19 protein-coding genes are annotated in these 22,343 nt (G+C 44.0%); 11 read left to right on the top strand and 8 right to left on the bottom strand.

All coding sequences use genetic code 11. The annotated features are described in order from the left end of the window. The first annotated feature begins 11 nt into the window (after positions 1 to 11). Together K6V21_RS20135 and K6V21_RS20130 are read left to right on the top strand one after the other, a co-directional pair. Complete coding sequence (locus K6V21_RS20135; RefSeq protein ID WP_224319663.1) at positions 12 to 2,339, top strand: FtsX-like permease family protein; 2,328 nt, start codon at positions 12 to 14, stop codon at positions 2,337 to 2,339. An 18-nt stretch (positions 2,340 to 2,357) separates the two neighbouring features. After that, complete coding sequence (locus K6V21_RS20130) at positions 2,358 to 4,676, top strand: ABC transporter permease (protein ID WP_217716252.1); 2,319 nt, start codon at positions 2,358 to 2,360, stop codon at positions 4,674 to 4,676. Positions 4,677 to 4,852: 176 nt separating this feature from the next. Here the strand turns inward: K6V21_RS20130 and K6V21_RS20125 are convergent, their stop codons facing one another. Further along, a complete protein-coding gene (locus K6V21_RS20125) occupies positions 4,853 to 6,202 on the bottom strand; it encodes an MATE family efflux transporter (RefSeq protein WP_224322071.1) in 1,350 nt (449 codons plus the stop codon). A gap of 173 nt (positions 6,203 to 6,375) precedes the next feature. Between K6V21_RS20125 and K6V21_RS20120 the strand changes: the two genes are divergently transcribed. Next, positions 6,376 to 7,017 (top strand): HAD family hydrolase, encoded by a 642-nt coding sequence (locus tag K6V21_RS20120; RefSeq protein WP_224319662.1) that lies wholly within the window; start codon positions 6,376 to 6,378, stop codon positions 7,015 to 7,017. Here the strand turns inward: K6V21_RS20120 and K6V21_RS20115 are convergent. Further along, on the bottom strand, positions 7,010 to 9,061 hold the full coding sequence (locus K6V21_RS20115) for a TlpA family protein disulfide reductase (RefSeq protein ID WP_224319661.1): 2,052 nt from the start codon (positions 9,059 to 9,061) through the stop codon (positions 7,010 to 7,012). The genes K6V21_RS20120 and K6V21_RS20115 overlap by 8 nt on opposite strands. Positions 9,062 to 9,242: 181 nt before the next feature. On the opposite strand from K6V21_RS20115, the gene panB reads away from it, so the two are divergent. Together panB and K6V21_RS20105 are read left to right on the top strand one after the other, a co-directional pair. Beyond that, on the top strand, positions 9,243 to 10,064 hold the full coding sequence (gene panB, locus K6V21_RS20110; RefSeq protein ID WP_007213965.1) for a 3-methyl-2-oxobutanoate hydroxymethyltransferase: 822 nt from the start codon (positions 9,243 to 9,245) through the stop codon (positions 10,062 to 10,064). Further along, entirely contained in the window at positions 10,045 to 11,088 is a 1,044-nt protein-coding gene (locus K6V21_RS20105) for an MFS transporter (protein ID WP_224319660.1), read from the top strand. Before panB ends, K6V21_RS20105 begins: the two co-directional genes overlap by 20 nt. A 65-nt stretch (positions 11,089 to 11,153) precedes the next feature. On the opposite strand, the gene K6V21_RS20100 is transcribed toward K6V21_RS20105, so the two are convergent. Together K6V21_RS20100 and K6V21_RS20095 are read right to left on the bottom strand one after the other, a co-directional pair. Beyond that, on the bottom strand, positions 11,154 to 11,510 hold the full coding sequence (locus K6V21_RS20100) for a diacylglycerol kinase family protein (RefSeq protein ID WP_224319659.1): 357 nt from the start codon (positions 11,508 to 11,510) through the stop codon (positions 11,154 to 11,156). Positions 11,511 to 11,587: 77 nt separating this feature from the next. Continuing rightward, positions 11,588 to 13,810, bottom strand: coding sequence for a RelA/SpoT family protein (locus K6V21_RS20095; RefSeq protein ID WP_224319658.1), 2,223 nt, complete (start codon positions 13,808 to 13,810; stop codon positions 11,588 to 11,590). A 105-nt stretch (positions 13,811 to 13,915) separates the two neighbouring features. On the opposite strand from K6V21_RS20095, the gene K6V21_RS20090 reads away from it, so the two are divergent. The 3 genes from K6V21_RS20090 to K6V21_RS20080 all read left to right on the top strand — a co-directional run bounded on the left by K6V21_RS20090 (position 13,916) and on the right by K6V21_RS20080 (position 16,282). Beyond that, the gene (locus tag K6V21_RS20090; RefSeq protein WP_224319657.1) at positions 13,916 to 15,433 is read left to right on the top strand and encodes a DUF4301 family protein; all 1,518 of its coding nucleotides are present in this window, start codon (positions 13,916 to 13,918) and stop codon (positions 15,431 to 15,433) included. A gap of 130 nt (positions 15,434 to 15,563) precedes the next feature. Then, a complete protein-coding gene (locus K6V21_RS20085; RefSeq protein WP_217716245.1) occupies positions 15,564 to 15,884 on the top strand; it encodes a nucleotidyltransferase domain-containing protein in 321 nt (106 codons plus the stop codon). Next, positions 15,881 to 16,282, top strand: a complete 402-nt coding sequence (locus tag K6V21_RS20080; RefSeq protein WP_217716244.1) for a HEPN domain-containing protein — start codon at positions 15,881 to 15,883, stop codon at positions 16,280 to 16,282. Before K6V21_RS20085 ends, K6V21_RS20080 begins: the two co-directional genes overlap by 4 nt. Positions 16,283 to 16,350: 68 nt before the next feature. Here K6V21_RS20080 and K6V21_RS20075 read toward each other — a convergent pair whose 3' ends face one another. Further along, complete coding sequence (locus K6V21_RS20075) at positions 16,351 to 16,446, bottom strand: smalltalk protein (RefSeq protein ID WP_156482078.1); 96 nt, start codon at positions 16,444 to 16,446, stop codon at positions 16,351 to 16,353. Between the two features lie 28 nt (positions 16,447 to 16,474). Next, positions 16,475 to 16,975, bottom strand: coding sequence for an HU family DNA-binding protein (locus K6V21_RS20070; protein ID WP_217716243.1), 501 nt, complete (start codon positions 16,973 to 16,975; stop codon positions 16,475 to 16,477). Positions 16,976 to 17,288: 313 nt separating this feature from the next. Between K6V21_RS20070 and K6V21_RS20065 the strand changes: the two genes are divergently transcribed. Then, a complete protein-coding gene (locus tag K6V21_RS20065) occupies positions 17,289 to 17,525 on the top strand; it encodes a DUF4248 domain-containing protein (protein ID WP_007216226.1) in 237 nt (78 codons plus the stop codon). A gap of 161 nt (positions 17,526 to 17,686) precedes the next feature. Here K6V21_RS20065 and K6V21_RS20060 read toward each other — a convergent pair whose 3' ends face one another. Together K6V21_RS20060 and K6V21_RS20055 are read right to left on the bottom strand one after the other, a co-directional pair. Beyond that, positions 17,687 to 19,927: a VapE domain-containing protein gene (locus K6V21_RS20060; protein ID WP_224319656.1), complete on the bottom strand. Its 2,241-nt coding sequence runs from the start codon at positions 19,925 to 19,927 to the stop codon at positions 17,687 to 17,689. Between the two features lie 126 nt (positions 19,928 to 20,053). Next, positions 20,054 to 20,398 (bottom strand): hypothetical protein, encoded by a 345-nt coding sequence (locus K6V21_RS20055; protein WP_224319655.1) that lies wholly within the window; start codon positions 20,396 to 20,398, stop codon positions 20,054 to 20,056. Positions 20,399 to 21,228: 830 nt separating this feature from the next. On the opposite strand from K6V21_RS20055, the gene K6V21_RS20050 reads away from it, so the two are divergent. After that, positions 21,229 to 21,777, top strand: a complete 549-nt coding sequence (locus tag K6V21_RS20050) for a UpxY family transcription antiterminator (RefSeq protein ID WP_224319654.1) — start codon at positions 21,229 to 21,231, stop codon at positions 21,775 to 21,777. Positions 21,778 to 21,852: 75 nt separating this feature from the next. After that, entirely contained in the window at positions 21,853 to 22,341 is a 489-nt protein-coding gene (locus K6V21_RS20045) for a UpxZ family transcription anti-terminator antagonist (RefSeq protein ID WP_224319653.1), read from the top strand. The last annotated feature ends 2 nt before the right edge of the window (positions 22,342 to 22,343 follow it).

Genomic DNA, 22,343 nt, shown 5'->3' with positions numbered 1-22,343 from the left:
AGAATTAGGGTATGAAGCAAATCTATTATGTCATTCAAACGTTGCTGCACGGTCGTGGTTCCAATATCATCAAAGTTATTTCCCTTGGGTTGGCCCTGACAATGAGTATCCTGCTTTTCGCCCGTGTAGCATTTGAGAAGAGTTGTAATACCTGCTACAAGGACTATGACCAACTCTATCAGGTGCTTTCCGTCTGGACTGTGGATGGAGAACGTGACAACGAACCCAACGAGATGAACTTACCGGTAGTTGCAGGATTCATTCTTGAGAATTTTCCGGATGAAGTGGAATCTGCCGTTAATGTCTGCAAGTACATGGTTTTCGGTCCGTTGTACAATGGTAGTGTACGTTTCAGTGACTATAAGATAATGGCTGATTCTCTTTTCTTCCGTACCATGGGGATTGAGGTGCTGACGGGAGATGCCGTACAGGAGTTGCAACAGAAAGATGTTGTCTTCCTCAGTGACCGCTTGGCCCGGAAAATGTTCGGTGATGAAAATCCCATCGGGAAAGTGATAAATTATGATAAACAGATACAACTGACAGTGAAGGGCATATACGCAGCCTTACCGGAAAACGCAACCATGAATCCTGAAGCTGTCATCTCCATAGCTACGGGATGGAGTCGTGAGTGGGCGGAAAATACCTGGCTGGGCGGAGACTCTTACTTCCAGTATATCCGCCTGCGCCCGGGCGTGAAAATAGATGTTGAGAAGTTCAATGCCCGTCTGGATGCCGCTATCCAGAATTATATTCCACAAGAAGAAAAAGAGAGTGTGGGATATACGGCTGTGATACAGCCTATTCGTGAGGTATATCTCAATAGCGATACGGTAAAGAGCATGATTTCTATCATGAGCCTTCTTGGTTTTGCCATTCTCTTTATAGCTGCGCTGAACTATGTTCTCATCTCTGTTTCTTCGCTTTCCTATCGTGCTAAAGCTGTGGGGGTACATAAATGTAATGGTGCTTCGGGTGGTTCGGTTTTCGGTATGTTCTTGTTGGAAACAGGTATCATTATTTTACTGTCGATAGGAGTGATGGTGCTGCTGTTGCTCAACTTCCGTGAAATGATAGAAGAGACTATGGAAGTTCAGCTAACCTCCCTTTTTGTACCGGGGCGCATTTGGGTGCCGATGCTGGTGGTGCTTGTGTTATTCGTCATAGGTGGTGTATTGCCCGGACGAATGTTTGCCCGTATACCGGTATCTCAAGTATTCCGTCGATACACCGAAGGTAAGAAGGGCTGGAAACGTCCTCTACTTTTTATTCAGTTCATGGGAGTAGCCTTCATCTGTGGACTGATGTGTGTGGTGATGGCACAATATCATTATGTGCTGAATAAGGAGACAGGTTACAGTGCAAAGCATGTGGCTGTTGGCGATCTACAGTTTGCCGATGATGCGGAACGGGATGTAGCCCGTCAGTTTTTCCGTGGTTTGCCTTATGTAGAAGTTGTCGAATCGGCAAGCTATCCGCCATGTATCGGAATGAGTGGCATGATGATACTGAATGAAAGCGGTAAATCTATCTTTTCGTCACGCTATTGCGTAGAAACCGAAGGCTATCCGCAAATGATGGGAATGGCATTGAAAGAAGGGCGCATGGCGCGTGAACGTAATGAGGCAGTGGTGAATGAGACCTTTGCCCGGATAATGCGTTGGGGAGATGAAATCCTGGGGCGTGTGGTACACAATGGTCATACCAGCCTTGGCGACCTCAAGGTAGTGGGAGTGTTGAAAGACTTTCATACAGCTTCTTTCTATGTTCCGCAACAACCGCTTATTGTCCGGTGTGGTAAGTTTGGCAATAGCATTCATATTCGCCTGAAAGAGCCTTTTGTCGAGAACCTGAGTAAACTGAACAGTCAGGCGTCCGAAGCCTTTCCGGGTAAAACCGTTGATTTTTATCCGTTGGAACAGGAGATGCAGGAGGCGTATAGCATTGTACGTGTCTTCCGTGATGCCACCATATTGGCAGCCGTCGTGATGCTTTTTGTAATGCTGATGGGATTGATAGGTTACACTACCGACGAAGTGCGCCGCCGTTCCAAAGAAATTGCTATCCGTAAGGTGAATGGTGCCGAAGCGTCGACTATACTGGAATTGTTGTCGCGTGACGTACTTTATGTGGCAGGACCGGCAGTCATCATCGGTGTCGTAAGCTCGTGGTATGTCAACAGGATATGGATGGACCTTTTTGCGGTGCAGGTACCATTGGGCTGGCCTGTATATGTATTGATTGCGATTGCCAATCTGGCGATAATCACAGCATGCGTCATCTGGAAAGCCTGGTATATTGCCAATGAGAATCCGGTGGAAAGTATTAAGAGTGAATAAATAAGGAAATAGAAAGATATGAGACAAATTTATTATACCATTCAGATTTTGCTTCGTGGACGGGGCAGTAATTTCATTAAACTGATGTCTTTGACACTGGGCTTGCTGATAGGTATCCTGCTTTTCTCACAGATAGCTTATGAGCTGAGTTATGAGAATTTTTATAAAGACCCGGAGCGTGTGGCCTTGATGCGCTGTCGACGAGTGAAGGACGGTGTTCCCGATAAAGAATATGATTACAGCACTTTTCGTCCTGCTGCTGCCGACCTTTGGGAAGCGTTGCCCGACTTGATAGAGTCAGCCAGCCTTTCAGTCAACTTCTATCAGCCCGATTTTTATATCGATGACAAAAAGCTGGACAATGTGCATCCTATGTTTGCGGATACACTCTTCTTCCACACTATCGGACTTGATGTGCTGCGTGGTGACCCGAAGGAATTGGGTACTCCCTTGTATGCTTTTCTTTCAGAGGACAAGGCACGTGAACTTTTCGGTGATGAAGATCCGGTGGGGAAGACACTTTCCATGGGTAAAATGATGGATATCACTGTGCGGGGTATCTATCAGAAGATGCCTGGAAATACGGTTTTCCAACATAATATTGTGATTTCGTTGTCCACTCTTGAAGAGCATATCTTTGGTCGTGGTAACTGGAAATCCAATGACATCTACAATGTACTTTTCCGTCTGAAAACTCCCGATGGTGTAGTAGCCATGAATGATCGTATTCAAAAGGCCGTAGAGCGTTATACAGAAACGAAAGAAGGTACGGACGTTATGGAGTTCAGTGTGCTGCCTTTGCCCGATATTTATCTTAGCACTCCCGACACCGTACGCCGGTTGGTTATCCTGGGAGTACTGGGCTTTTCCATCTTTTTTGTTTCCATTATGAACTATGTGTTGGCGGCAGTGGCTTCATTCAGTCGGCGTGCCAAAGCGGTGGGAGTACATAAATGTTGTGGTGCCGACGGGGCGCATGTATTGGGAATGTTTATGTGGGAAACAGGGCTACTGGTGCTTGCTTCCATTGTTGCTTGCCTGGCGTTGATGTATCTTTTCCGTGAAGGAATAGAAGACTTGTTGCACGTCAGCCTCATGGAACTCTTTACCTGGCATAACTTGTGGGTGCCGGGACTGACGGTATTGTTGCTGTTTTTTGTGGCAGGTATTCTGCCCGGCAGGATGTTTGCCACGATTCCCGTAACGCAGATTTTCCGCCGTTACACTGACAGTAAACGTTCCTGGAAACGAGGTTTGTTGTTTGTGCAATTCATTGGTGTGGCATTTATTCTGGGTATGCTGATTACTACTATCTGGCAATATCAAGACCTCATGACACGTGATATAGGATTTAGAACAGAAAGATTGGCAATAGGGCAATATCGCATGGAAGACCCGCAGGGGGTGGAAGATGCTATTCGCCGTCAACCTTATGTGGAATCGGTGGCCCGCAATAGTAATTCGCTGATTGCGCATTATAGTACGACGGGACTGACGGATATTCAAGGGAATTTTCTTTGTCCGTTGCACTTCCAGAATGTTACGAAGGACTTTCCGCAAATAGTAGGTTTGAAGCTGGTGGAAGGTTCCTGGCCGAAACATATCGGTGAAGCTCTTATCGGCCGGAAGGTGGTGGAGACTATGAAGTGGGGTGATAAGGCTTTGGGACAACGTTTGCCCGTCAATGCGCAGTGGTTGGGGCTTGACAGTCAACCCACAGTAGTCGGCATTATAGAGGATGTGCGCAACATGGGGTTCTTTATGGAACAGACCTGTACGGCTTTCATCCTTTCCGATTCCCGTAACTATGCTTTCAATGTTCGATTGAAAGAGCCTTTGGACGAGAACCTTGTCCGACTGAATGCTTTTGTAAAAGAAGCGTATCCGAAAGCGGCTTTGGAATTTACGACCTATGCGGATATCCAACGCCAAAACTACAGTGATGTATATCGCTTTCGTAACACCGTCTGGGTTACTTCTCTTTGTATTTTCTTTATTGTGCTCATGGGGCTTGTGGGTTATGTAAGCGATGAAACTCAACGTCGTTCCAAGGAGATTGCCATCCGTAAGGTGAATGGCGCCGAAGCTCCTTCTATCCTTAATTTGCTGGCGATGGATATATTGAAGGTGGCTGTCGGTGCGGTGGTTATTGGTACGGGTTTTGCCTGGTATGTTTCCGGTGTCTGGCTGGAACAGTTTGCCGATAGTACCTTGCCTTCATTCGTCTGGTTCGTCCTGTTGGCATTGGTTTTACTATCACTCATTGTGCTTTTGGTGGTTCTGAAGGCTTGGAGTATAGCTAATGAAAACCCTGTACAGAGTATTAAGAGCGAATAAGCCCATTTGATTGCTTTAACCTTGCCTACAGATATCTGTGGGGCAGAATAAAAAGGGTGTAGCCTTTTAGGCCGGATGGCTACACCCTTTGATAAGGATGGTGTAGCCCTTTGGTACTTAGGGCTACACCCTTTTTGGTTGAAGGTTATACCTTCTGTTTGAGTGATACAAATTACTTACGCGATACTCTCTTTGTTTTTCTTTCGAATATACGTCCATAACACTGCAAGTGCCGTTAGGAAAGCGAAAAAGTCAGCCACCGGCATACTGGTCCAGATACCATCCAATCCTATAAAGCGGGGGAAGAAGATCAGACCGGGAAGTAAATATAAGAGTTGCCGGGTAAGTGAAAGGAAAATACTGATTTTAGCCTTTCCGATACTCTGGAAGAAGTTACCGATAACAATCTGCGCACCCACCAACGGGAACATCAGCACGCAAATGCGAACACCGCGTGAAGCAATGTCAATCAGTTCCTGATCGTTTGTGAAGATAGCGGACACTGCATACGGGAAAAGCTCGCAAATGAGGAAACCACTGCTCGTGATGCACACACCGGTCAGAATACTCAGTTTCAAGGTTTGCTTCACACGGTCATGCTTCTGTGCCCCGAAATTATATCCCACAATAGGCTGCATACCCATGGTTAATCCTAATACAATCATTATATAGAGAGTGAGCAGGCGATTGATGATGCCGTAAGCTCCGATGGCCATATCACCTCCGTGGCGTTGCAGAGAGTTGTTGATGATAATCACAATGACACAGGCGCACACATTCATCAAGAAAGGCGACATTCCGATCGAAAAAATACTGCTGATGATGCGCTTCTTTAGTTTCCAGAAGTCCGGGCGGAAGCGCACAAAGCTGTCTTTATCAAGGAAATGTTTCACTACCCATACCATACCGATAAACTGCGAAATAACGGTCGCCGTGGCAGCTCCGCGAATACCCCAGTCAAAATGGAAGATAAAGATAGGAGCAAGGATGATGTTACAAACCACGGTTACCATGGAAGTCAACATTGCCTTTTTAGGATATCCCGTAGCACGCATGATATTGTTCAGTCCGATCATCGTGTAAGTAATGGGTGTTCCTGCAAGAATAATTTGCATGAAATCCCGGGCATAGGGCAGTGTATCCTGGCTGGCACCGAAGAACCTTAATATTTCATCCAGAAACAAAAAGGCGAGTCCGCCGAAAACAACAGCATTGATCAGACAAAACATCAGCGTATTTCCCAATACCTCGGTAGCTCCATCCAAATCTTTCTGCCCCAAACGGATGGATGAGATTGTAGATCCACCTGCCGACACCAATGTACAGAATGCTACCACAAGATTCATCAGCGGAAAAGTAATGGCCAATCCGGCAATACCCATCGCACCTACACCGTGACCGATGAAAATGCTGTCGATGATGTTGTACAGTGAAGTAATCGTCATACCGATGATGGCGGGTATAGAATATTGTAGCAGCAGTTTACCTATACGTTCGGTGCCTAATATGTGAGGGTTATTATCCATAACTATTAATCTAAAGAAAGTAATGAATCCGCGTTCGTCCGCTCCGGTCCGTGCCGTCCGCGTATCTGTATTTGCAGCAAAGTTACTCATTTATTTGCTCTGTTCAAGGATTATTCAGACCTTTGTATCGTAATTGATAAGGTATTAACATAATAAGGTAAAAGGAAGTTTATATGACTGAAACAAAAAACATCGCCGTTCTTTTCGATTTTGATGGTGTCGTTGTCGACACAGAGACGCAGTACAGCATCTTCTGGCACAAGATGGGAGTAGATTACTTGGGTATGGAAGACCTTGAAAGTCGCGTAAAGGGACAAACTTTGGCGTACATCTATGACACCTTTTTTCCCGGTATGATTAAAGAACAGGAAGAAATTACCGCCGGCCTCGACCGCTTTGAGCAGGAAATGACATTCGAATTTATTCCCGGTGTAGAATCCTTTATTGCCGATCTCCGTCGCAATGGTGTAAAGATGGCTGTAGTCACCAGTTCCAATGATAAAAAGATGGAAGCTGTATATCGTGCTAAACCCGAAATCAAAACTATGTTCGACCGTATTCTCACGGCTGAAATGTTCACTGCTTCCAAACCTGCACCGGATTGCTTCCTGCTTGGCATGAAAGTCTTTGGCACTACACCGGAAACAACTTATGTTTTCGAAGACTCTTTCAACGGACTGAAAGCGGGCATGGCTTCCGGAGCTACAGTAATCGGTCTGGCTACTACCAATTCACGCGAAGAAATTGCTCCGTTGTGTCATTATATCATTGATGACTTCAAAGGTATGGATTATGAGAAACTGCTGACTATTTAGTCAGCAGTTCATTGCATCTATTTATCAATTCAGCTTTCCTGCTGGGAGAAAGTGCTTTCATGTCTGTAACATTTCCGTCCTTATCTATTAATATATAGGTAGGGAAACTATTGATAGAGAATTTTTGTTCCAGCATTTGCTGTTGCTTCTGAGGGAGGTTGTAGTGCACTATGTTAGGACCGGTTAAGCGGAATTCTTTGATGCAATTTTTCCAGGTTGCTTCGGGAGAGTTGCTGGCAAAGTACATAAAGATCACATCCTTATTCTGCATTTCATCCTTTATCGATGCAACCAATTGCATTTCTCTTTTGCACGGACTGCACCAAGTTCCCCATATATCTACATAAATGACTTTTCCTTTGTAGGGGGCAATCAATGTATGCCATAGTTCGTCGGCATCGTTGCTATCTTTCAAATGAGCGGTTTCCTTCAAACTTTCCGGGTAGTTCATCTCTTGCTTACTGAGTGCGATGTATGTTTTCTGTCGATCCATTATTGTACTCCTGAACTCTTTATGGGTGACAAGTTGCTTGAAGTATTCCAGAATATTTTCGTCCAGTTCCTTTCTGTTGTATTCCATGTTGTTATAGAAAGTTTTGGTAGCTATCCATTCTTTTAATATTGGGGAAGCTTCTATCTGTTCGAAACAAATAAGTTGCTCGTCTATTCTCTTTTTGTCCATTAAAAAGGGTATCAGGGATTGATATTGCTGACACAAATGGAGTATACTGCTGTCGTTCAGTAATTCGTTGGTGCGTAGCATTCCTTCTTTGTAGGGCAAGGCTAATGAATCTATTTCTAAAGAATCTTTTCCATAATGTCTTCCCAATATACTGAGGTCTATGGCATGTTCATATGCCAGAAGATCTTCCTTTTGCTGTTTATTCAGGGAGTGAATTTGTTTCTGGTCCAGATAACGGAGCACTTCAATATTGCTGAGGGTGATAGCTGTGGAAAACATACTATTATAGTAACCCAGATAGTCCCTTAGAAAAGAACTGATATTTCGCTGTAATGTATAAGGTTGTGGTAAACGGTTATACAGACTGTCTACATAGTCTGTATAAGGCTTATCAAAGAATTCCTTATTAAATCCCCTTCTCAGTGCGAAACGTCTTTGCATGAGGTAGGAGGCCAGATCCATTGTGTAGTCGGATTGTATATATTGCATGAATCTGTCTGAAAGCGATGGATACTTGTCTGTGTATCCCTTCAATATATTTACTTTCGTCTTGTAGATATCCTCCAGTTTCTGCATAAATTCCTCATGGCTCATCGTTTTGTCGTAATAAGGAACATATATACTATATTCTTTATTGGGTGGATACAAGGCATAGTTTCTTAATTCCGTATGTAAGCGGGCGTTTTTTCCCATGAATTGAGTTCGGTTGGTGGCATAATCATGGTATAGGAATATCTTTTCACCAGGTTCTACTACATCATAGATATTAATTCCCTCTTTTCCCCAGTCCAGAAAAACGGAGGTTGTATTTATGACAGGGAAAGTGATGCTGAAACATCCTAGTGAATCTATATCCGCATAATATGTATCCTCTTCATCAGTGTAGAAATTGGGCACACTGATAGGAAAAGGTGAAGTTCGCTCCGTATGTTGCAGATATCCAATGAGGGTGACAGAGTCTGTGTAGTAGCCATTGTCTGTAAATGTGCGGTGGTCTTTGCACTTAAATTCCGGTTGCACGGAGTGCCGGGTTAACTTCAATTGCCGTTTATCAGGAAGTATGGCGGTGCAAATACTGTCTTGCTTATTGTCGAATTTAAGTTTAATCATTCTACTCTCATTCCCTTTTCCAAGCGTAATCTCCGCTTTTCCTTTTCGTATATTCATAGATTGATACAACCAAATATCATCTTCGTATATGGCGAAGTTTTCAAAGAAACCTAACAACCATTCCTGAGTGTCCGGGTTATACCAACATCCGTGAATTGTTTGCTGAACGGGTGAGTTGCTGACTTGTGCTTGTGCTTCTGGCTTTATAGCCAGCATGAAAATGCATGTGAGCAGAGTAAAGAGGTTTTTCATGGTATATCTTTGTATGTGAATTGTATAATGGAACAAATGTATGTAAAAATATTGAATAAGTGATTCGCCTGCATTTAAAACTTTATCATAATTTTATGAGGTTATTAATTTAAAGTTATACCTTTGCGCCCGAATTTTGAGAAATAATAACTCATAACTAATAACTTATAACTAAAGAATTATGGCTGGTTATATTTCAGATGACACTCGAAAAGTGACTACTCATCGCCTTGTAGAGATGAAGCAGAGAGGCGAAAAGATATCTATGTTGACGTCTTACGACTATACTATGGCGCAGATTGTGGACGGTGCAGGCATGGATGTAATCCTGGTAGGCGACTCTGCCAGTAATGTGATGGCAGGTAATGTGACTACACTTCCAATCACTCTCGATCAGATGATATATCATGCAAAATCCGTAGTTCGTGGTGTGAAACGTGCTATGGTGGTGGTGGATATGCCTTTCGGATCTTACCAAGGTAATGAGATGGAAGGTCTTGCTTCGGCTATCCGGATTATGAAAGAGAGCCATGCGGACGCTCTGAAACTGGAAGGTGGCGAAGAAATTATAGGTACGGTGAAACGTATTCTCAGTGCCGGTATTCCTATAATGGGACATCTCGGGCTGATGCCGCAATCTATCAATAAATACGGTACTTATACGGTTCGTGCGAAAGATGATACGGAAGCTGAGAAACTGATAAGTGACGCTCACATGCTGGAAGAAGCCGGCTGTTTTGCCATTGTATTGGAGAAAATACCTGCCGCTCTGGCCGAACGTGTGGCAAGTGAACTGACCATTCCTATTATCGGTATCGGTGCCGGTGGTGGAGTAGATGGCCAGGTGTTGGTGATTCAGGATATGCTGGGAATGAACAATGGTTTCCGTCCTCGTTTCCTGCGTCGTTATGCCGATCTGCATACAGTGATGACTGATGCTATCAGCCGTTATGTATCTGATGTCAAGAACTTAGATTTCCCGAATGAGAAAGAGCAATATTGATAATCTTTGGTCACTGGGCTTTATGAGGATGTGCTTTGCCAATTTCCTGCTTTTCGCATCCATCTACATGCTTTTCCCGGTGCTTCCCTCAGTGATGATGTCCAGGTTGGGCATTTCCACAGGGCAGGCCGGCAGCATGTTTCTGGTATTTATGGCGGCAATGTTCCTGGTGGGGCCGTTCCATGCATATCTGGGAGATGAGTATAAGCGGAAACGCGTACTTGTCTATTCCATATTTGTGATGTTGGGAACGACTTTAGGCTATATTTTTGTCGATACTTTTCCGAGGTTGCTGATGCTTGTTGCTGTGCAGGGCGGAGCATTCGGATTGGCTACGACGGCAGGCATTACGGTGGCCATCGATATCACTACTGCTTCGCGCCGTAGTGCCGGAAATCTGGGCTTTGCACTGGCAGGCCGTTTAGGTATGCTGGTAGGAGTGGGAGCGGGAATATGGATGTTCCAGCTCAAAGGTTTCAGCATGACGGCATATTTTTCTATATTATGCAGTATATTCAGCATTTTATTTGCATTGCGGGTATATGTAGCTTTTCGTGCACCGATAGGAGTGGGGCATTGCAATTTTGACCGCTTCTTGTTGTTGCGGGGTTGGCTTCCCGCCCTCAATCTGGTACTGATTGCTTTTATTCCCGGAATTGCATTATTGTTAATCAAACAAGGGGATTATGCTGCACTGTTTTTTCTCGTTGTTCTGGTAGTGCTTACGATACCTTTTACGAAGATATTTATTAAGCTCTCGCAACATTGTCAGCGGGGAACGGCGAATACAACTTGCCATTTGGCCATGGAAGCCGGTATTTTGATTGGGCTTGCAGTTTGTTGTTTCCTATCGGATCATGGAGAAATGTATTCCGAATTAGCAAATGGAACCGGTATTGCAGATATTTATCTATATACTGATTTTCAGTTGATTTATAAGGTGATTGGTATTGGAATCCTGGTAACCTTGGCTTTCTTCTTTTTGCTGACGTATCCTTATTATAAGAGGAAAAAAGTAAGATAATTAGCAGGCGCAGATCACGCAGATTTATATCAGGAAAAGAATCTGTGTAATCTGCGCCTGAGTATTTATAAATACGGGAGAAAAATAATGATCCCGATAATTGCCGCCGCAACAGCGCACACCAGCACTGCTCCGGCGGCAATGTCTTTTACCTGCCCTGCAATGGGGTGACGCTCGGGAGAAACCAGATCCACTAATTTTTCAATGGCTGTATTGAATAGTTCCGCGGCTATTACCACGCCAATACACAAGATAATGACTATCCATTCCGTACGTGTTATGCCAAAGAAAAAACCGGCAGCTATCACTACTGCTGTAGTAATGAGATGAAAACTTAAGTTCTGCTCTTTCCCTACACATTGCCGGATACCTTTCCAGGCATATCCGAAACTGCGGATCTGTTTTTTAAAATCGTATTTCATATTAATAATGACATGTTATGAGCTATAGGTTAACTGCTTTGGATATTACTACTTGTCATTGGTAGCTCGTAGCTAACTCAGCTTCTTGAAACTTGTTTCACTCCCTTCACCGTCCTCAGCTTCTTGAGCAGTGTCTCCAGTCGTCCGGTATCACCTATCATAATCGTCATCGTTCCGGAGAATAAACCATCATGAGAGTCAATGCCGATAGAGCGCAATGAGATATCATTTTCTTTGGATATGATCGAAGTGATATTTGTAACAATGCCTATATCGTCATGTCCCACGACGCGCAGCGTAATCGGATACTGCGTACCTTGCGATTTACCGGCCCAGCGCGCTTTTACAATCCGGTATCCGAATCGTTCACGTAACTGGGTGGCGTTAGGGCAGTCACTACGATGTATCTTGATGCCGCCGGTCACACTAACAAAACCGAAAACATCATCTCCATAAATCGGACTACAGCAGCGTGCCAGCTTGAAGTCCAGTCCTTTCAGATCCTGATCAATTACCAGTACATCCTCTTTCGAACGGGTGATTTCGTCGTTCTGTGTCTGTTGCAGATTATATCCCTCAGCGCTGCGGTATGTGATGTCGTCATGCGTATCACTTTCCCTCCTCTGCTGTTCCAGATATTTATCGATGATTTCATTTACATCCAGTGTTTCATCTGCGATGCTTTGATAAAAGTCTGTCACTGTCTTGAAGCCGAGACGTTTGATTAGGCGCATCATTACGGCTTCATCATATTCTATTTTCCGGTTCTTGAATTTACGCTCTATCGTTTCTTTGGCAAAGGCATGCTGGCGGGCAACCATCTCCTTCAATGCTTGGCGTATCTTGGTACGTGCCTTGGAGCTGGTTACAATATTCAGCCAATCCTGTTTGGGTGTCTGTGTATTCGATGTCATAATTTCCACCTGATCACCACTATTCAGCACTTGCCGCAATTGGGCATTCTTACCGTTTACTTTTGCACCGATACACTTACATCCTAATTTGCTATGGATGTGGAAGGCAAAATCCAGTACCGTAGCTCCCTTGCCTAACTTGAACAGATCGCCTTTCGGAGTGAATACGAAGACCTCATCCTCGTATAAATCCAGTTTGAACTGGTCCATAGCTTCCAGCCCGTTACTATCCGAGTTTTCTAATGCTTCACGGACAGTGGTCAGCCATTCATCCAATCCCGTTTCTCCTTTTACACCTTTGTAACGCCAGTGAGCGGCGAGTCCCCGTTCGGCGATATCGTCCATGCGTTCGGTACGTATCTGTACTTCCACCCATTTGCCTTCGGGACCCATTACAGTGATGTGTAATGACTCGTAACCGTTGCTTTTGGGTACAGATAGCCAGTCACGCAAGCGCTTCGGGTTAGGTTGGTACATATCTGTTACAATGGAGTATGCTTGCCAGCATTCCTGCTTTTCTTTATCTACAGGTGAATCCAGGATAATGCGGATGGCGAACAAGTCATATACCCCTTCGAACGGACATTTCTGTTTCTTCATCTTCTGATAGATGGAGTGAATGGACTTTGTACGTCCTTTGATGTGGAAATGCAATCCGGCCTCCTCCAGTTTCTTCTGCATCGGAGCGATGAAGGCGGCAATATACTTGTCACGGGATGCTTTTGTTTCGTTCAGCTTATCCTTGATGTGATAGTAAACCTCTTTCTCCGTATATTTCAGTGAAAGGTCTTCCAGTTCCGATTTCAGCTTATATAAACCCAGTTTGTGGGCGAGGGGAGCGTACAGGTAGGCCGCTTCATTTGCCACTTGCCGACGGGCTTCGTCATTCCTGCTGTCTTTGATTTGCCGCATGATGTTCACGCGGTCTGCAATCATAATCAGGATCACACGCATATCTTCCGCAAACGAGAGCAACAGGTTGCGGAAGTTTTCCGATTCGATAGTCGGGCTTTTGGAGTAAAGCTCATTTACGCGGATGAGTCCGCGGATGATACCTGCCACGTCTTCACCGAAGGCGGCTTGCACTTCTTCGGGGGTACAAGCTCCGTTTCTCACGCTTTCGTGCAGCATGATGCCCAGAATAGACGCCCGTTTCATTCCGATTTCTTCGGCCACGATAACGGCAGTCTGCATATCTTTAACCAGTGGATTCAGTCCGAAGGTGTCACGCTGGACTCGGTTATCCTTTATAGAGTTGATAAGATGTGTTTTCAGTTTTCTACAGTCACCTTTCTGTAATGTCTCACCGGTCAACTGCAATAATTTTCTGTAGAGAGAGAAGAGCAATTCCTTCTCTTCAGTAGTGAAAAATTCATCTCTTTCCATAATTGTCCATTTTTGTTGCCCAAAGGTAGTTTTTTTCTTCCTTTCTATTATAAGGCTTGTGCTTTTTTTGTATTTTTGGCAATCAATTAATAAAAAATAGATAGTATGATAACACCGCAAGACAAAGAGTTGCTTAGGCAAAAAGGTATTTCAGAAGAGCAGATAGCTGAACAGCTGACCTGTTTTGAGAAAGGTTTCCCGTACTTAAAGCTGGCTGCTGCCGCTTCATTGGAAAAAGGTATTCTGGCACCTGCAGCAGAAGAGCAGAAGCTCTATCTCGATGCATGGGATGCATATACGCGGACAGATAAAGTAGTAGTGAAGTTTGTTCCTGCTTCAGGTGCGGCAAGCCGTATGTTCAAGAATTTATTCGAATTTCTCGGGGCTGATTATGATGTGCCCGAAACTAAATTCGAAAAAACATTTTTTGAGCAGATTGAAAAGTTCGCTTTCTATAATGACTTGAATGCCGCCTGTGAGAAAGCATTCGAGAAGAACATTCCCGCATTAATGGCTGAGGGTGATTATAAAGCTGTAGTGGCTGCATTGCTTGAGGCGGCAGGACTGAATTATGGTGCGCTTCCGAAAGGTTTGCTGAAGTTCCACAGGTATGAAGATGGAAGCCGTACTCCATTGGAAGAACATCTTGTAGAAGGTGCGCTTTATGCTGCCAACAAGAATGGAAAAGTAAACGTACACTTTACTGTCTCTCCCGAACATCGCCGTTTATTCGAAGCATTGGTGGCTGACAAAGCAGCCGTTTATGCAAAGAAATACGGAGTGGATTATAATGTTACTTTCTCTGAACAGAAGCCTAGCACGGATACGATTGCTGCTGATATGGATAACCAGCCTTTCCGTGATAATGGCAAATTATTGTTCCGTCCGGGTGGTCATGGCGCATTGATCGAGAATCTGAATGATCTTGATGCAGATATTATCTTTATCAAGAATATCGACAATGTGGTGCCCGATAAGTTGAAAGGCGACACCGTGTTGTATAAGAAGCTGATTGCCGGAGTATTAGTGGCGCTGCAACAAAAGGCATTTGCTTATCTGGAACTTTTGGATAGTGGCAGATATACTCACGAACAAGTGCTTGAAATTCTGCAATTCCTGCAAAAGAAATTATTCTGTAAGAATCCTGAGACAAAGAATTTGGAGGATGCCGAACTTGTACTTTATCTGAAAGAGAAACTGAACCGTCCGATGCGCGTATGTGGTATGGTGAAAAATGTAGGCGAGCCGGGTGGCGGTCCGTTTCTGGCATATAACAGTGACGGGACTATTTCCCTGCAAATTCTTGAAAGTTCTCAAATTGATATGGATGATCCGGAGAAGAAGGAGATGTTTGAGAAAGGTACACACTTTAATCCTGTAGATCTGGTTTGTGCTGTGCGCGATTATAAGGGCCATAAGTTTGATCTTGTTAATTTCGTAGATAAGGCTACCGGTTTCATCTCTTATAAATCGAAGAACGGTAAAGAACTCAAGGCACTTGAACTTCCAGGATTGTGGAACGGTGCTATGAGTGATTGGAATACGGTGTTTGTAGAAGTTTCTTTGAGTACGTTTAATCCGGTAAAGACGGTGAATGATTTGCTGAGGGAACAACATCAATAAATGATATTTCAATAAAATGAAAAGTGCCGGACGATTTTTTCCGGCACTTTTTGTCTAGAAATGTGTTTTTATAGGCTTTATTTGGTCTTCTGTTATAAAAATACTATTTTTGTGGAAAAGAGGAGGTATTATGAAAGTCGACTATCAAACAATGTTAGAATTGATAAAGCAGAATGTACATGAAGTCGATGCTGCGGCTCAGGTGTGGCTGTATGGTTCTCGTGCACGTGGCGAAGCGCACGATGATTCAGATTGGGACATATTGGTTCTTTCTCCGAAAGAAAAATTGACTTTTAAGGAAGAAGAACAATTTATGGATCATATTTGTGATGTGATTGTTAAGACAGGGCAAGCAATTCAATTGTTTGCCTATGGTATAAAGGATTGGCATTCGCGTCATTCTATTACTCCATTTTATCAGAATGTTCAATCGGAAGCAGTATTGTTATGAATGAATTTGACGAGAATATGACGGCTTATGTTCGTTATAGATTAGAAAAGGCTCAGGAAGTTTATCAAGCAGCTTGTGTTTTATATGATGCATCTCAATGGAATTCAGTAATCAATCGTCTGTACTATGCCTGTTTTTATTCGGCTTCTGCCTTGTTATTGCATAGGCATATTTCAGCAAAGTCACATTCTGGTGTTATAGGACAATTTTCAGAACAGATTGTACGTCCGGGTATTGTCTCAATTGATGAATTTCGAGTATATGCAAAGTTGTTGAATTGGCGTTCGAAAGGTGACTATAATGATTTATTCGATTTTTCAAAGGAAGATGTAGATTCGATGATGGAACCAACTAAACACTTTATTGATAAAGTGGCCTCTTTAATAGAATTAGAGTGATTTTATTATTATATAATAGTTAAAAAAGAATGTGCCGGTGAAAATGATCTTACCGGCACATTCTTTATCTACACATTCATAGCATTAGCACTCAGTGCTCCTATAATAGCCGAAGCTACCGCAATCACCACTTTTAGAATTTTATCCCAGATAGACTTTTTCATATTCTTTGATTAAATGATTAGTGATATTTTAACCCAGCGGATTTTCATCCAGTCCTCCACCGCCGGAACCTCCCTGGTCACCGGAAGAGTTTCCACCTGATGGATTTCCGTCCTTGTTTACCAATGCCTCCAGATCGTAGAAGTCAATTTTCTGTCCGGCACGTGTTGCCGTCACATCCGGTCTGATGGTGGTTGAGGGTCGGAAATTGATTTTCACGGCCTTGATGTTCTTAGCCGTACAATCCTCCTTTTTCTCCACTCCAAGGGTCCGCGCCGACAGGCTGAAAACCCCGAAGTCCTTGATATTCACCGATTGTCCGCCATACAGCTTGTCAATCAGTGCTTCTACAAAGTTGGTAATTACACTTTTGATATCTCCTAAGGTGAGTGAACTTTTCTCCTTCATCACGTACGCCACGTCTTCCAGGTCGGCATTTTCCCCTAACGTTACTAGTTGCGGATAAAACTTTGCCACCGCATCCTCCTTTCGCGGATCTTTCCGCGGAATCTTCTTGAATGGTACTCCCATAATCAATAATTTTTTTAAAGTTTAAAAAACTAAGGTTGTTTAATAATCCTTGGGGAAAAGCTGTCCGAATTCTCTTCTCATGCTTTTCTTTATTTATTCCGCCATCATGGGCTTGCCGGAAGATTTTCGCTCTTTTCTCCTTTGGACACTGCAAATATACCCCGTTCTTTTTCCTTCCACTTTCCGCTTGACGTTATTTGAGTTTGTATGAAAAAAAGAGACTTCCAATGAGAGGTAATACCTCCTTTATTCCTTTCGGATATCGTTGCAAATGAGTACCTTTATACCATATAAATCACTAAAAAACAAACTTATGAAAGAAGAAAACTTAGATGAGAAAGTCCCTGTCCGCGCTTATACCAAAGCCGACCTTGCCATGCTTTACAACCCCGGTGTATGTATTACTACCGCCCTGCAGCTTCTCCGCCGGTGGATTTATGCTAACAGGCAACTGATGGCGGAACTGAAGGAAGCGGGTTATAACAAGAACCGCCATTCTTATCTGCCCCTTGAAGTAAAACTTATCTTCAAGTATCTGGGAGAGCCTTAGAATATCCGGCAGGGAGTGTGCCTCTCCTTTGTAAAGAAAATGCCAATATATGTGGCGGGTGATAAGAATATATGTAATGCCACATTACAATACATCTAATCACCCGCTATATTATATGCTACCCGGTGGAATCTTCTTCCCGTGGATTCTATCCGAAATCCCTAAAACGGCAATACCCCCTCGGCTTTATCGCCTTCTTCCGTCTTCCCGTCCTGTCCTTTTTTCCTGAATCCTTTTCTTACTTCATCTTCCGTCAAGTCCACCACCTGATATTCCGTGCTTCCCTGTTCGTTCTTTCTCGTCCTGAATCCGTATTTTTCCAGTGATAGCGCCAAGGTCTGTATGGTTTGCCTGTTCACCTGTATTTTGCCGTAGATCGCTATTTTGGTAAGTATGGCCGCGGCCGGTATCCACTTCACGCATAGATCCTCCGTTTCCGGCTTTCGGAAGTATATGAACAGGTTTTCTTCCACGGGGTCCTTCATCCGGTGCAGCTCATTGTGCCGGTTAAGCTCGTCAATTTCTTCTCCCTCGTACCAATACTGGTATCCTTCCTTCATCAATGCGTAAGCCTGCGCGTATATCCCCTCGTAATTGACCGGTGTTCTATAATCCAGCGTAATGACTGAAGAGGGCAGGAATCTCCTGTTTCCCCCTATGTCCTGCAGGCATTGGCGGCTGTTTGTGCTTGCAATGAACGATGCATGACGCGTGAAGTTATATGCCTGTAAGTCATAGGCCTTTCTCTCGGTGATGCTTTCCTGTGTGATGATCCGCTTGAGACCCGCCAGTTCTTCCATTCTGACGCCTTCAAATTCCTCCATGTTGATGATCAGATGCGTACTTAGCAGTATCTGGTGATCTGTTTTTTCCGATCCCACCATTCCGTTTCTGTAATACTCTTTCCATTCTGGTGGCAACAGTCTTCGTATCCATGTACTCTTTCCCTTTCCCTGCTCGGAGTATAGTATGATGACCAGATGGTTCACCGTGTCGTCCTGCAATGCTCCTGCCAGCATTCCCACGAACCACCTTCTGAAACTCTTCCTCCAGAATTCCTGGTCTTCAGTCTGCACCGTATCCGCCAGTTCCCCGATGTAGTCTTTCACTCCGTCCCATGGTCTCAGCTTCTCTATGTAGGCTGTGAATGGATTGAACTCCCTTGCATACGATGAATCAATGATTGCCTGCAGATAATTTCTGAAGCATTTGATTCTTGTCAGTTGCAGGTCCAGGAATATTGAATTGTAGCTTCTTGTTCTCATGGGGCGGAACTTTCCTTTCCATTTCTCATCCTTTTCGTTTAGGTTTAGATATTCCAGCCGGTCCAGTATCACGTTTCTTCGTATGTCATAATGCGTCTTCAGGAATTCCAGCAGCTGGTCGATGGTATCTGTTTTCTCTTCCTTCCGCCCGAGTGCTTCGTAGGTCTTGTCCGTGTATACATAAGCGTTGTGCAGGGGCGTGGCCATATCAATCCCCTTTTCCTCCGGTCCGAATTTCTCCTGTACCAGTCTGACTACCACATTTTCGTCCAGTCCTTTGGCATAGCATTTGTTTCCCAGTGCGAATAGGAAGTTGTCCCTGTTTCCGGATTCAAACCTCGATGTCCTCTTCACTGCGAGCACTGCCTTGCCGAACTCCATCCTTTCCCACGGCTCAGCTTCCACTTTGCCGGCCTCCGGCTTTTTATCACCCACCGCCTTATCACTTATCACCTTGCCACTCATCACTCCGTCACTTTTCCTTCTACCGGCTTGCGGCTTTTCCGGAGGAATGATGTCGGTCAGCGCCTCGTCCACCTCTTTCATCAGTTCCTCGTTCAGATACGCCTTCCCATCGAAAGAGGTGAAGAATCCCCTTGAGATGTCTTTTCCGCTTCCGTCTACTTCTACTTCCAACAGCTGCTCGTAGTATTCCTTGCAGGCGTCATACATCATCCTGTGATACTTCTCCAGGGTTGTGAAGTCCATTTTTCCAACAGAGAATATTTCCCTCAGGGTCCGTGCGTATTGTGTACGCAGGAATACGAAGACTTTGAATCCATGCCCCTTTGGAGTGAGGAAACTGCCCAATGTATTGGGATCTTTATTTATTTTCTCCCTCAACTCTTCCAGTTTCTCCCCGGGCTGGTCGTCGATGTCCAGTACAATGGTATGGGTGTGCCTTGTAATGCTGTATGCCTGCCTTTTCTCCCTGTACCCTGCCGTTACGGTATAGAATGGCAACTGCTTCTTCACATGGTTCGCCTCCTCTATCTTTCCCTGGCTGACGAGCAGCCTGATTTTGAGTACGAGCTTTGCATGCAATCCTTTTGTAATGTCCTCAATCACTTTGCGGAGAGTAATTTCTCCCCTGACGTTGCTGAATCCGCTGTATGCGGTAACCGGAATATTTTCCATTTCTAATTCTTAATTGTTTTAGTCTGCCTTATGGCGTTGCGAAGTAATGGATAATATTTTAAATGTGATTGCGCCTTTTCATGAGGAAAAGGCGCAAAAACCACAATTTTGCAGAAGCGTCCGGTTCTATTTCTGTTTCTTTCTTTTTCCGTCTTCCTTTTGTTCGTTCAGCAGTGCCTTTCTTAGTTTAATGATTTCAGTGTTAAGGCTTTCCACGGATATGAATCCTTTTTCGTTTTTGTCTTTCTCGAAGACTGTACTGCGGTTCAGCAATCTCGCCAGATGCTTGGTCCCTTTCAGTCCCGCCTCCTTTTTCTGCCCGATAAGTTTCCGTACCCACGGGGTCAGGAACTCTTCCCTTTCCCCGGCTTTGATGATCATTCGCCCGTCAAACGCTTCATTTTCAACTAACAGGATGTTGATCCTGTTTTCAGTTCTCTCTACCCGGATGTCATAGCCATCCTTCTTCATGAGTTCAATACTCAGGATTGTGTTTTTTTATCCATAAAACCACAATTTAAAAAGTTAGTAATTTATTGTTAGTTTGAAATACGAAAGCAAAATTAACGCTTATAATGGAAATATCTTCTGTTCTCGTCTGAAAAAGTGAATATTTTCTTTAGGTGTTGTTACACACGGAGAGCCGAACAGGGTAGGGGGGATACCCCCTATTAATAATAATATGTGTGTAACAAGGTCTAAAGAAAAAATAGGGAAATACGCGCCTGTGCGCATATATACGCGGGTACATTATTATAAAAGAGAAATCTCCTGTCGGTAGATTGAAAGGAAGATGCTGCAATATGGACGTGATAGGGGAGTGAAGCGGGTGAACAGGGATGGTGTCAATAATGATTGTGTTAAATTGGGGTGTTTTTTAATCGTTCGATTAATGTGCGCAAAGATAGTGCAGAGAAATGAAACAACAAAATATTCTGATAAATAAAAGCTGTTTATTTTTTCTTTCAGTATGATATATTGCTAATCTATAACCGGTTATCCCTGAAATAAAATTGTGTTTTTTCCGTCTGCCTTTTGTTGAAAGAATCTTAGTGCGAATATGCCCCCGGACTATGCACATTAATCGAACGATTAAAAGACGATTATTTCTCTTAATCCATTCGTTTATAGCTTTTTACCTGCCATTTATTAAGGTAATGAACAGCTACGGAAAATCAACAGGCAAGAGGAACACAAAGCTTGCCGTATCTTACATAAAGTGTTCGCAAGTGATTGAAACTCAAGTGTATGCAAGGGTGTCAAAGCCCCGAAGGAACACCCTTTTCTGAACAGGACATAGAATGGAATCGGAAAAAGATACTGAAAAAGAGTCTGAAATCTGGTACGCTATGCGTGCCACCTACCGTCGGGAGCCTGATGCCATGCGTCTTCTTGAAAAGGAGAATCTGGGCTGTTTTGTCCCTATGCAATACAAGGTCAGCCTGAAGAAAGGCAGGAAAGTCCGGGTTCTGGTTCCTGTTGTCCACAACCTGATTTTTGTTCATGCCCGTCCTTCGGATGTAAAACGTGTGAAGTCTCAGGTCAGTTACCTGCAATACATCACCGATACCCGCAGCGGACGGAAGATAATCATTCCGGATGGCGAGATGCAACGCTTCATTGCCGTAGCTGGCACTTATAACGACCATCTCCTGTATTTCCAGCCTGATGAGCTGAACCTGTCGAAAGGCACGAAAGTCCGTGTCACCGGCGGTGACTTTGAGGGTCAGGAGGGTATTTTCTTAAAAGTAAAGGGTGCTCGTGACCGTCGTGTGGTTGTCGAGATACAAGGTGTCATTGCCGTAGCCATGGCCACCATCCATCCGGACCTGATCGAAGTAATCAAATAATTGGCTGTTGATAATCAATGATTGATCGTTGACAGTTGATGAATCATAAATCTGAAATCATAAATTAAAATAATTATGTCTCTTTCTGCAGAAACAGCTGCCCTTCAGCGTGCAGCACATGAGCTGATGTATTTGGGTGTTGACGGGAACCCCATCTATAGCGATGACTTGTCCCGTCGTAACGGTGAAGTCTACCGCCTGACCACTGCCTTGTATGATTCCGGTGCCAAGGGTTCTACCATTGAAGAACAGGCGAATGTCTGTCTTGCACTGTTAATGGGTTATAGTGCCTCGTTCATTGATCACGGTGAGAAGCTACAACATGTTCAGGAGGTGTTGGATCGTTGCTGGGATATTCTTGATAATCTTCCCGCTTCTTTATTGAAGCTTCGTCTGCTTACTGCCTGCTATGGTGAAGTGTTTGACGCACCTTTGGTTGACGAAGGTCGTGCTATCATTGCTTCTTGGGATTCCACATCGCTTACAGTTGAACAGCAAGAGGTTATTGATGAGTTTCAAAACGTAGTTGATAATCCCTATTCGTGGGAGTATATTGACGAATAAAG

Source organism: Bacteroides cellulosilyticus, assembly GCF_020091405.1.
Classification (GTDB): Bacteria; Bacteroidota; Bacteroidia; order Bacteroidales; family Bacteroidaceae; genus Bacteroides.
This window is presented reverse-complemented; position numbering and strand designations above follow the sequence as displayed.

Bases quoted from the DNA above. Each gene is read 5' to 3' on its own strand.
- K6V21_RS20080 (WP_217716244.1), top strand. From the start codon at position 15,881: ATGAATGAATTTGACGAGAATATGACGGCTTATGTTCGTTATAGATTA.
- K6V21_RS20070 (WP_217716243.1), bottom strand. From the start codon at position 16,975: ATGGGAGTACCATTCAAGAAGATTCCGCGGAAAGATCCGCGAAAGGAG.
- panB (WP_007213965.1), top strand. From the start codon at position 9,243: ATGGCTGGTTATATTTCAGATGACACTCGAAAAGTGACTACTCATCGC.
- K6V21_RS20125 (WP_224322071.1), bottom strand. From the start codon at position 6,202: ATGGATAATAACCCTCACATATTAGGCACCGAACGTATAGGTAAACTG.
- K6V21_RS20100 (WP_224319659.1), bottom strand. From the start codon at position 11,510: ATGAAATACGATTTTAAAAAACAGATCCGCAGTTTCGGATATGCCTGG.
- K6V21_RS20120 (WP_224319662.1), top strand. From the start codon at position 6,376: ATGACTGAAACAAAAAACATCGCCGTTCTTTTCGATTTTGATGGTGTC.
- K6V21_RS20095 (WP_224319658.1), bottom strand. From the start codon at position 13,810: ATGGAAAGAGATGAATTTTTCACTACTGAAGAGAAGGAATTGCTCTTC.
- K6V21_RS20075 (WP_156482078.1), bottom strand. From the start codon at position 16,446: ATGAAAAAGTCTATCTGGGATAAAATTCTAAAAGTGGTGATTGCGGTA.
- K6V21_RS20105 (WP_224319660.1), top strand. From the start codon at position 10,045: ATGAGAAAGAGCAATATTGATAATCTTTGGTCACTGGGCTTTATGAGG.
- K6V21_RS20135 (WP_224319663.1), top strand. From the start codon at position 12: ATGAAGCAAATCTATTATGTCATTCAAACGTTGCTGCACGGTCGTGGT.
- K6V21_RS20045 (WP_224319653.1), top strand. From the start codon at position 21,853: ATGTCTCTTTCTGCAGAAACAGCTGCCCTTCAGCGTGCAGCACATGAG.
- K6V21_RS20055 (WP_224319655.1), bottom strand. From the start codon at position 20,398: ATGAAGAAGGATGGCTATGACATCCGGGTAGAGAGAACTGAAAACAGG.
- K6V21_RS20065 (WP_007216226.1), top strand. From the start codon at position 17,289: ATGAAAGAAGAAAACTTAGATGAGAAAGTCCCTGTCCGCGCTTATACC.
- K6V21_RS20085 (WP_217716245.1), top strand. From the start codon at position 15,564: ATGAAAGTCGACTATCAAACAATGTTAGAATTGATAAAGCAGAATGTA.
- K6V21_RS20115 (WP_224319661.1), bottom strand. From the start codon at position 9,061: ATGAAAAACCTCTTTACTCTGCTCACATGCATTTTCATGCTGGCTATA.
- K6V21_RS20050 (WP_224319654.1), top strand. From the start codon at position 21,229: ATGGAATCGGAAAAAGATACTGAAAAAGAGTCTGAAATCTGGTACGCT.
- K6V21_RS20060 (WP_224319656.1), bottom strand. From the start codon at position 19,927: ATGGAAAATATTCCGGTTACCGCATACAGCGGATTCAGCAACGTCAGG.
- K6V21_RS20130 (WP_217716252.1), top strand. From the start codon at position 2,358: ATGAGACAAATTTATTATACCATTCAGATTTTGCTTCGTGGACGGGGC.
- K6V21_RS20090 (WP_224319657.1), top strand. From the start codon at position 13,916: ATGATAACACCGCAAGACAAAGAGTTGCTTAGGCAAAAAGGTATTTCA.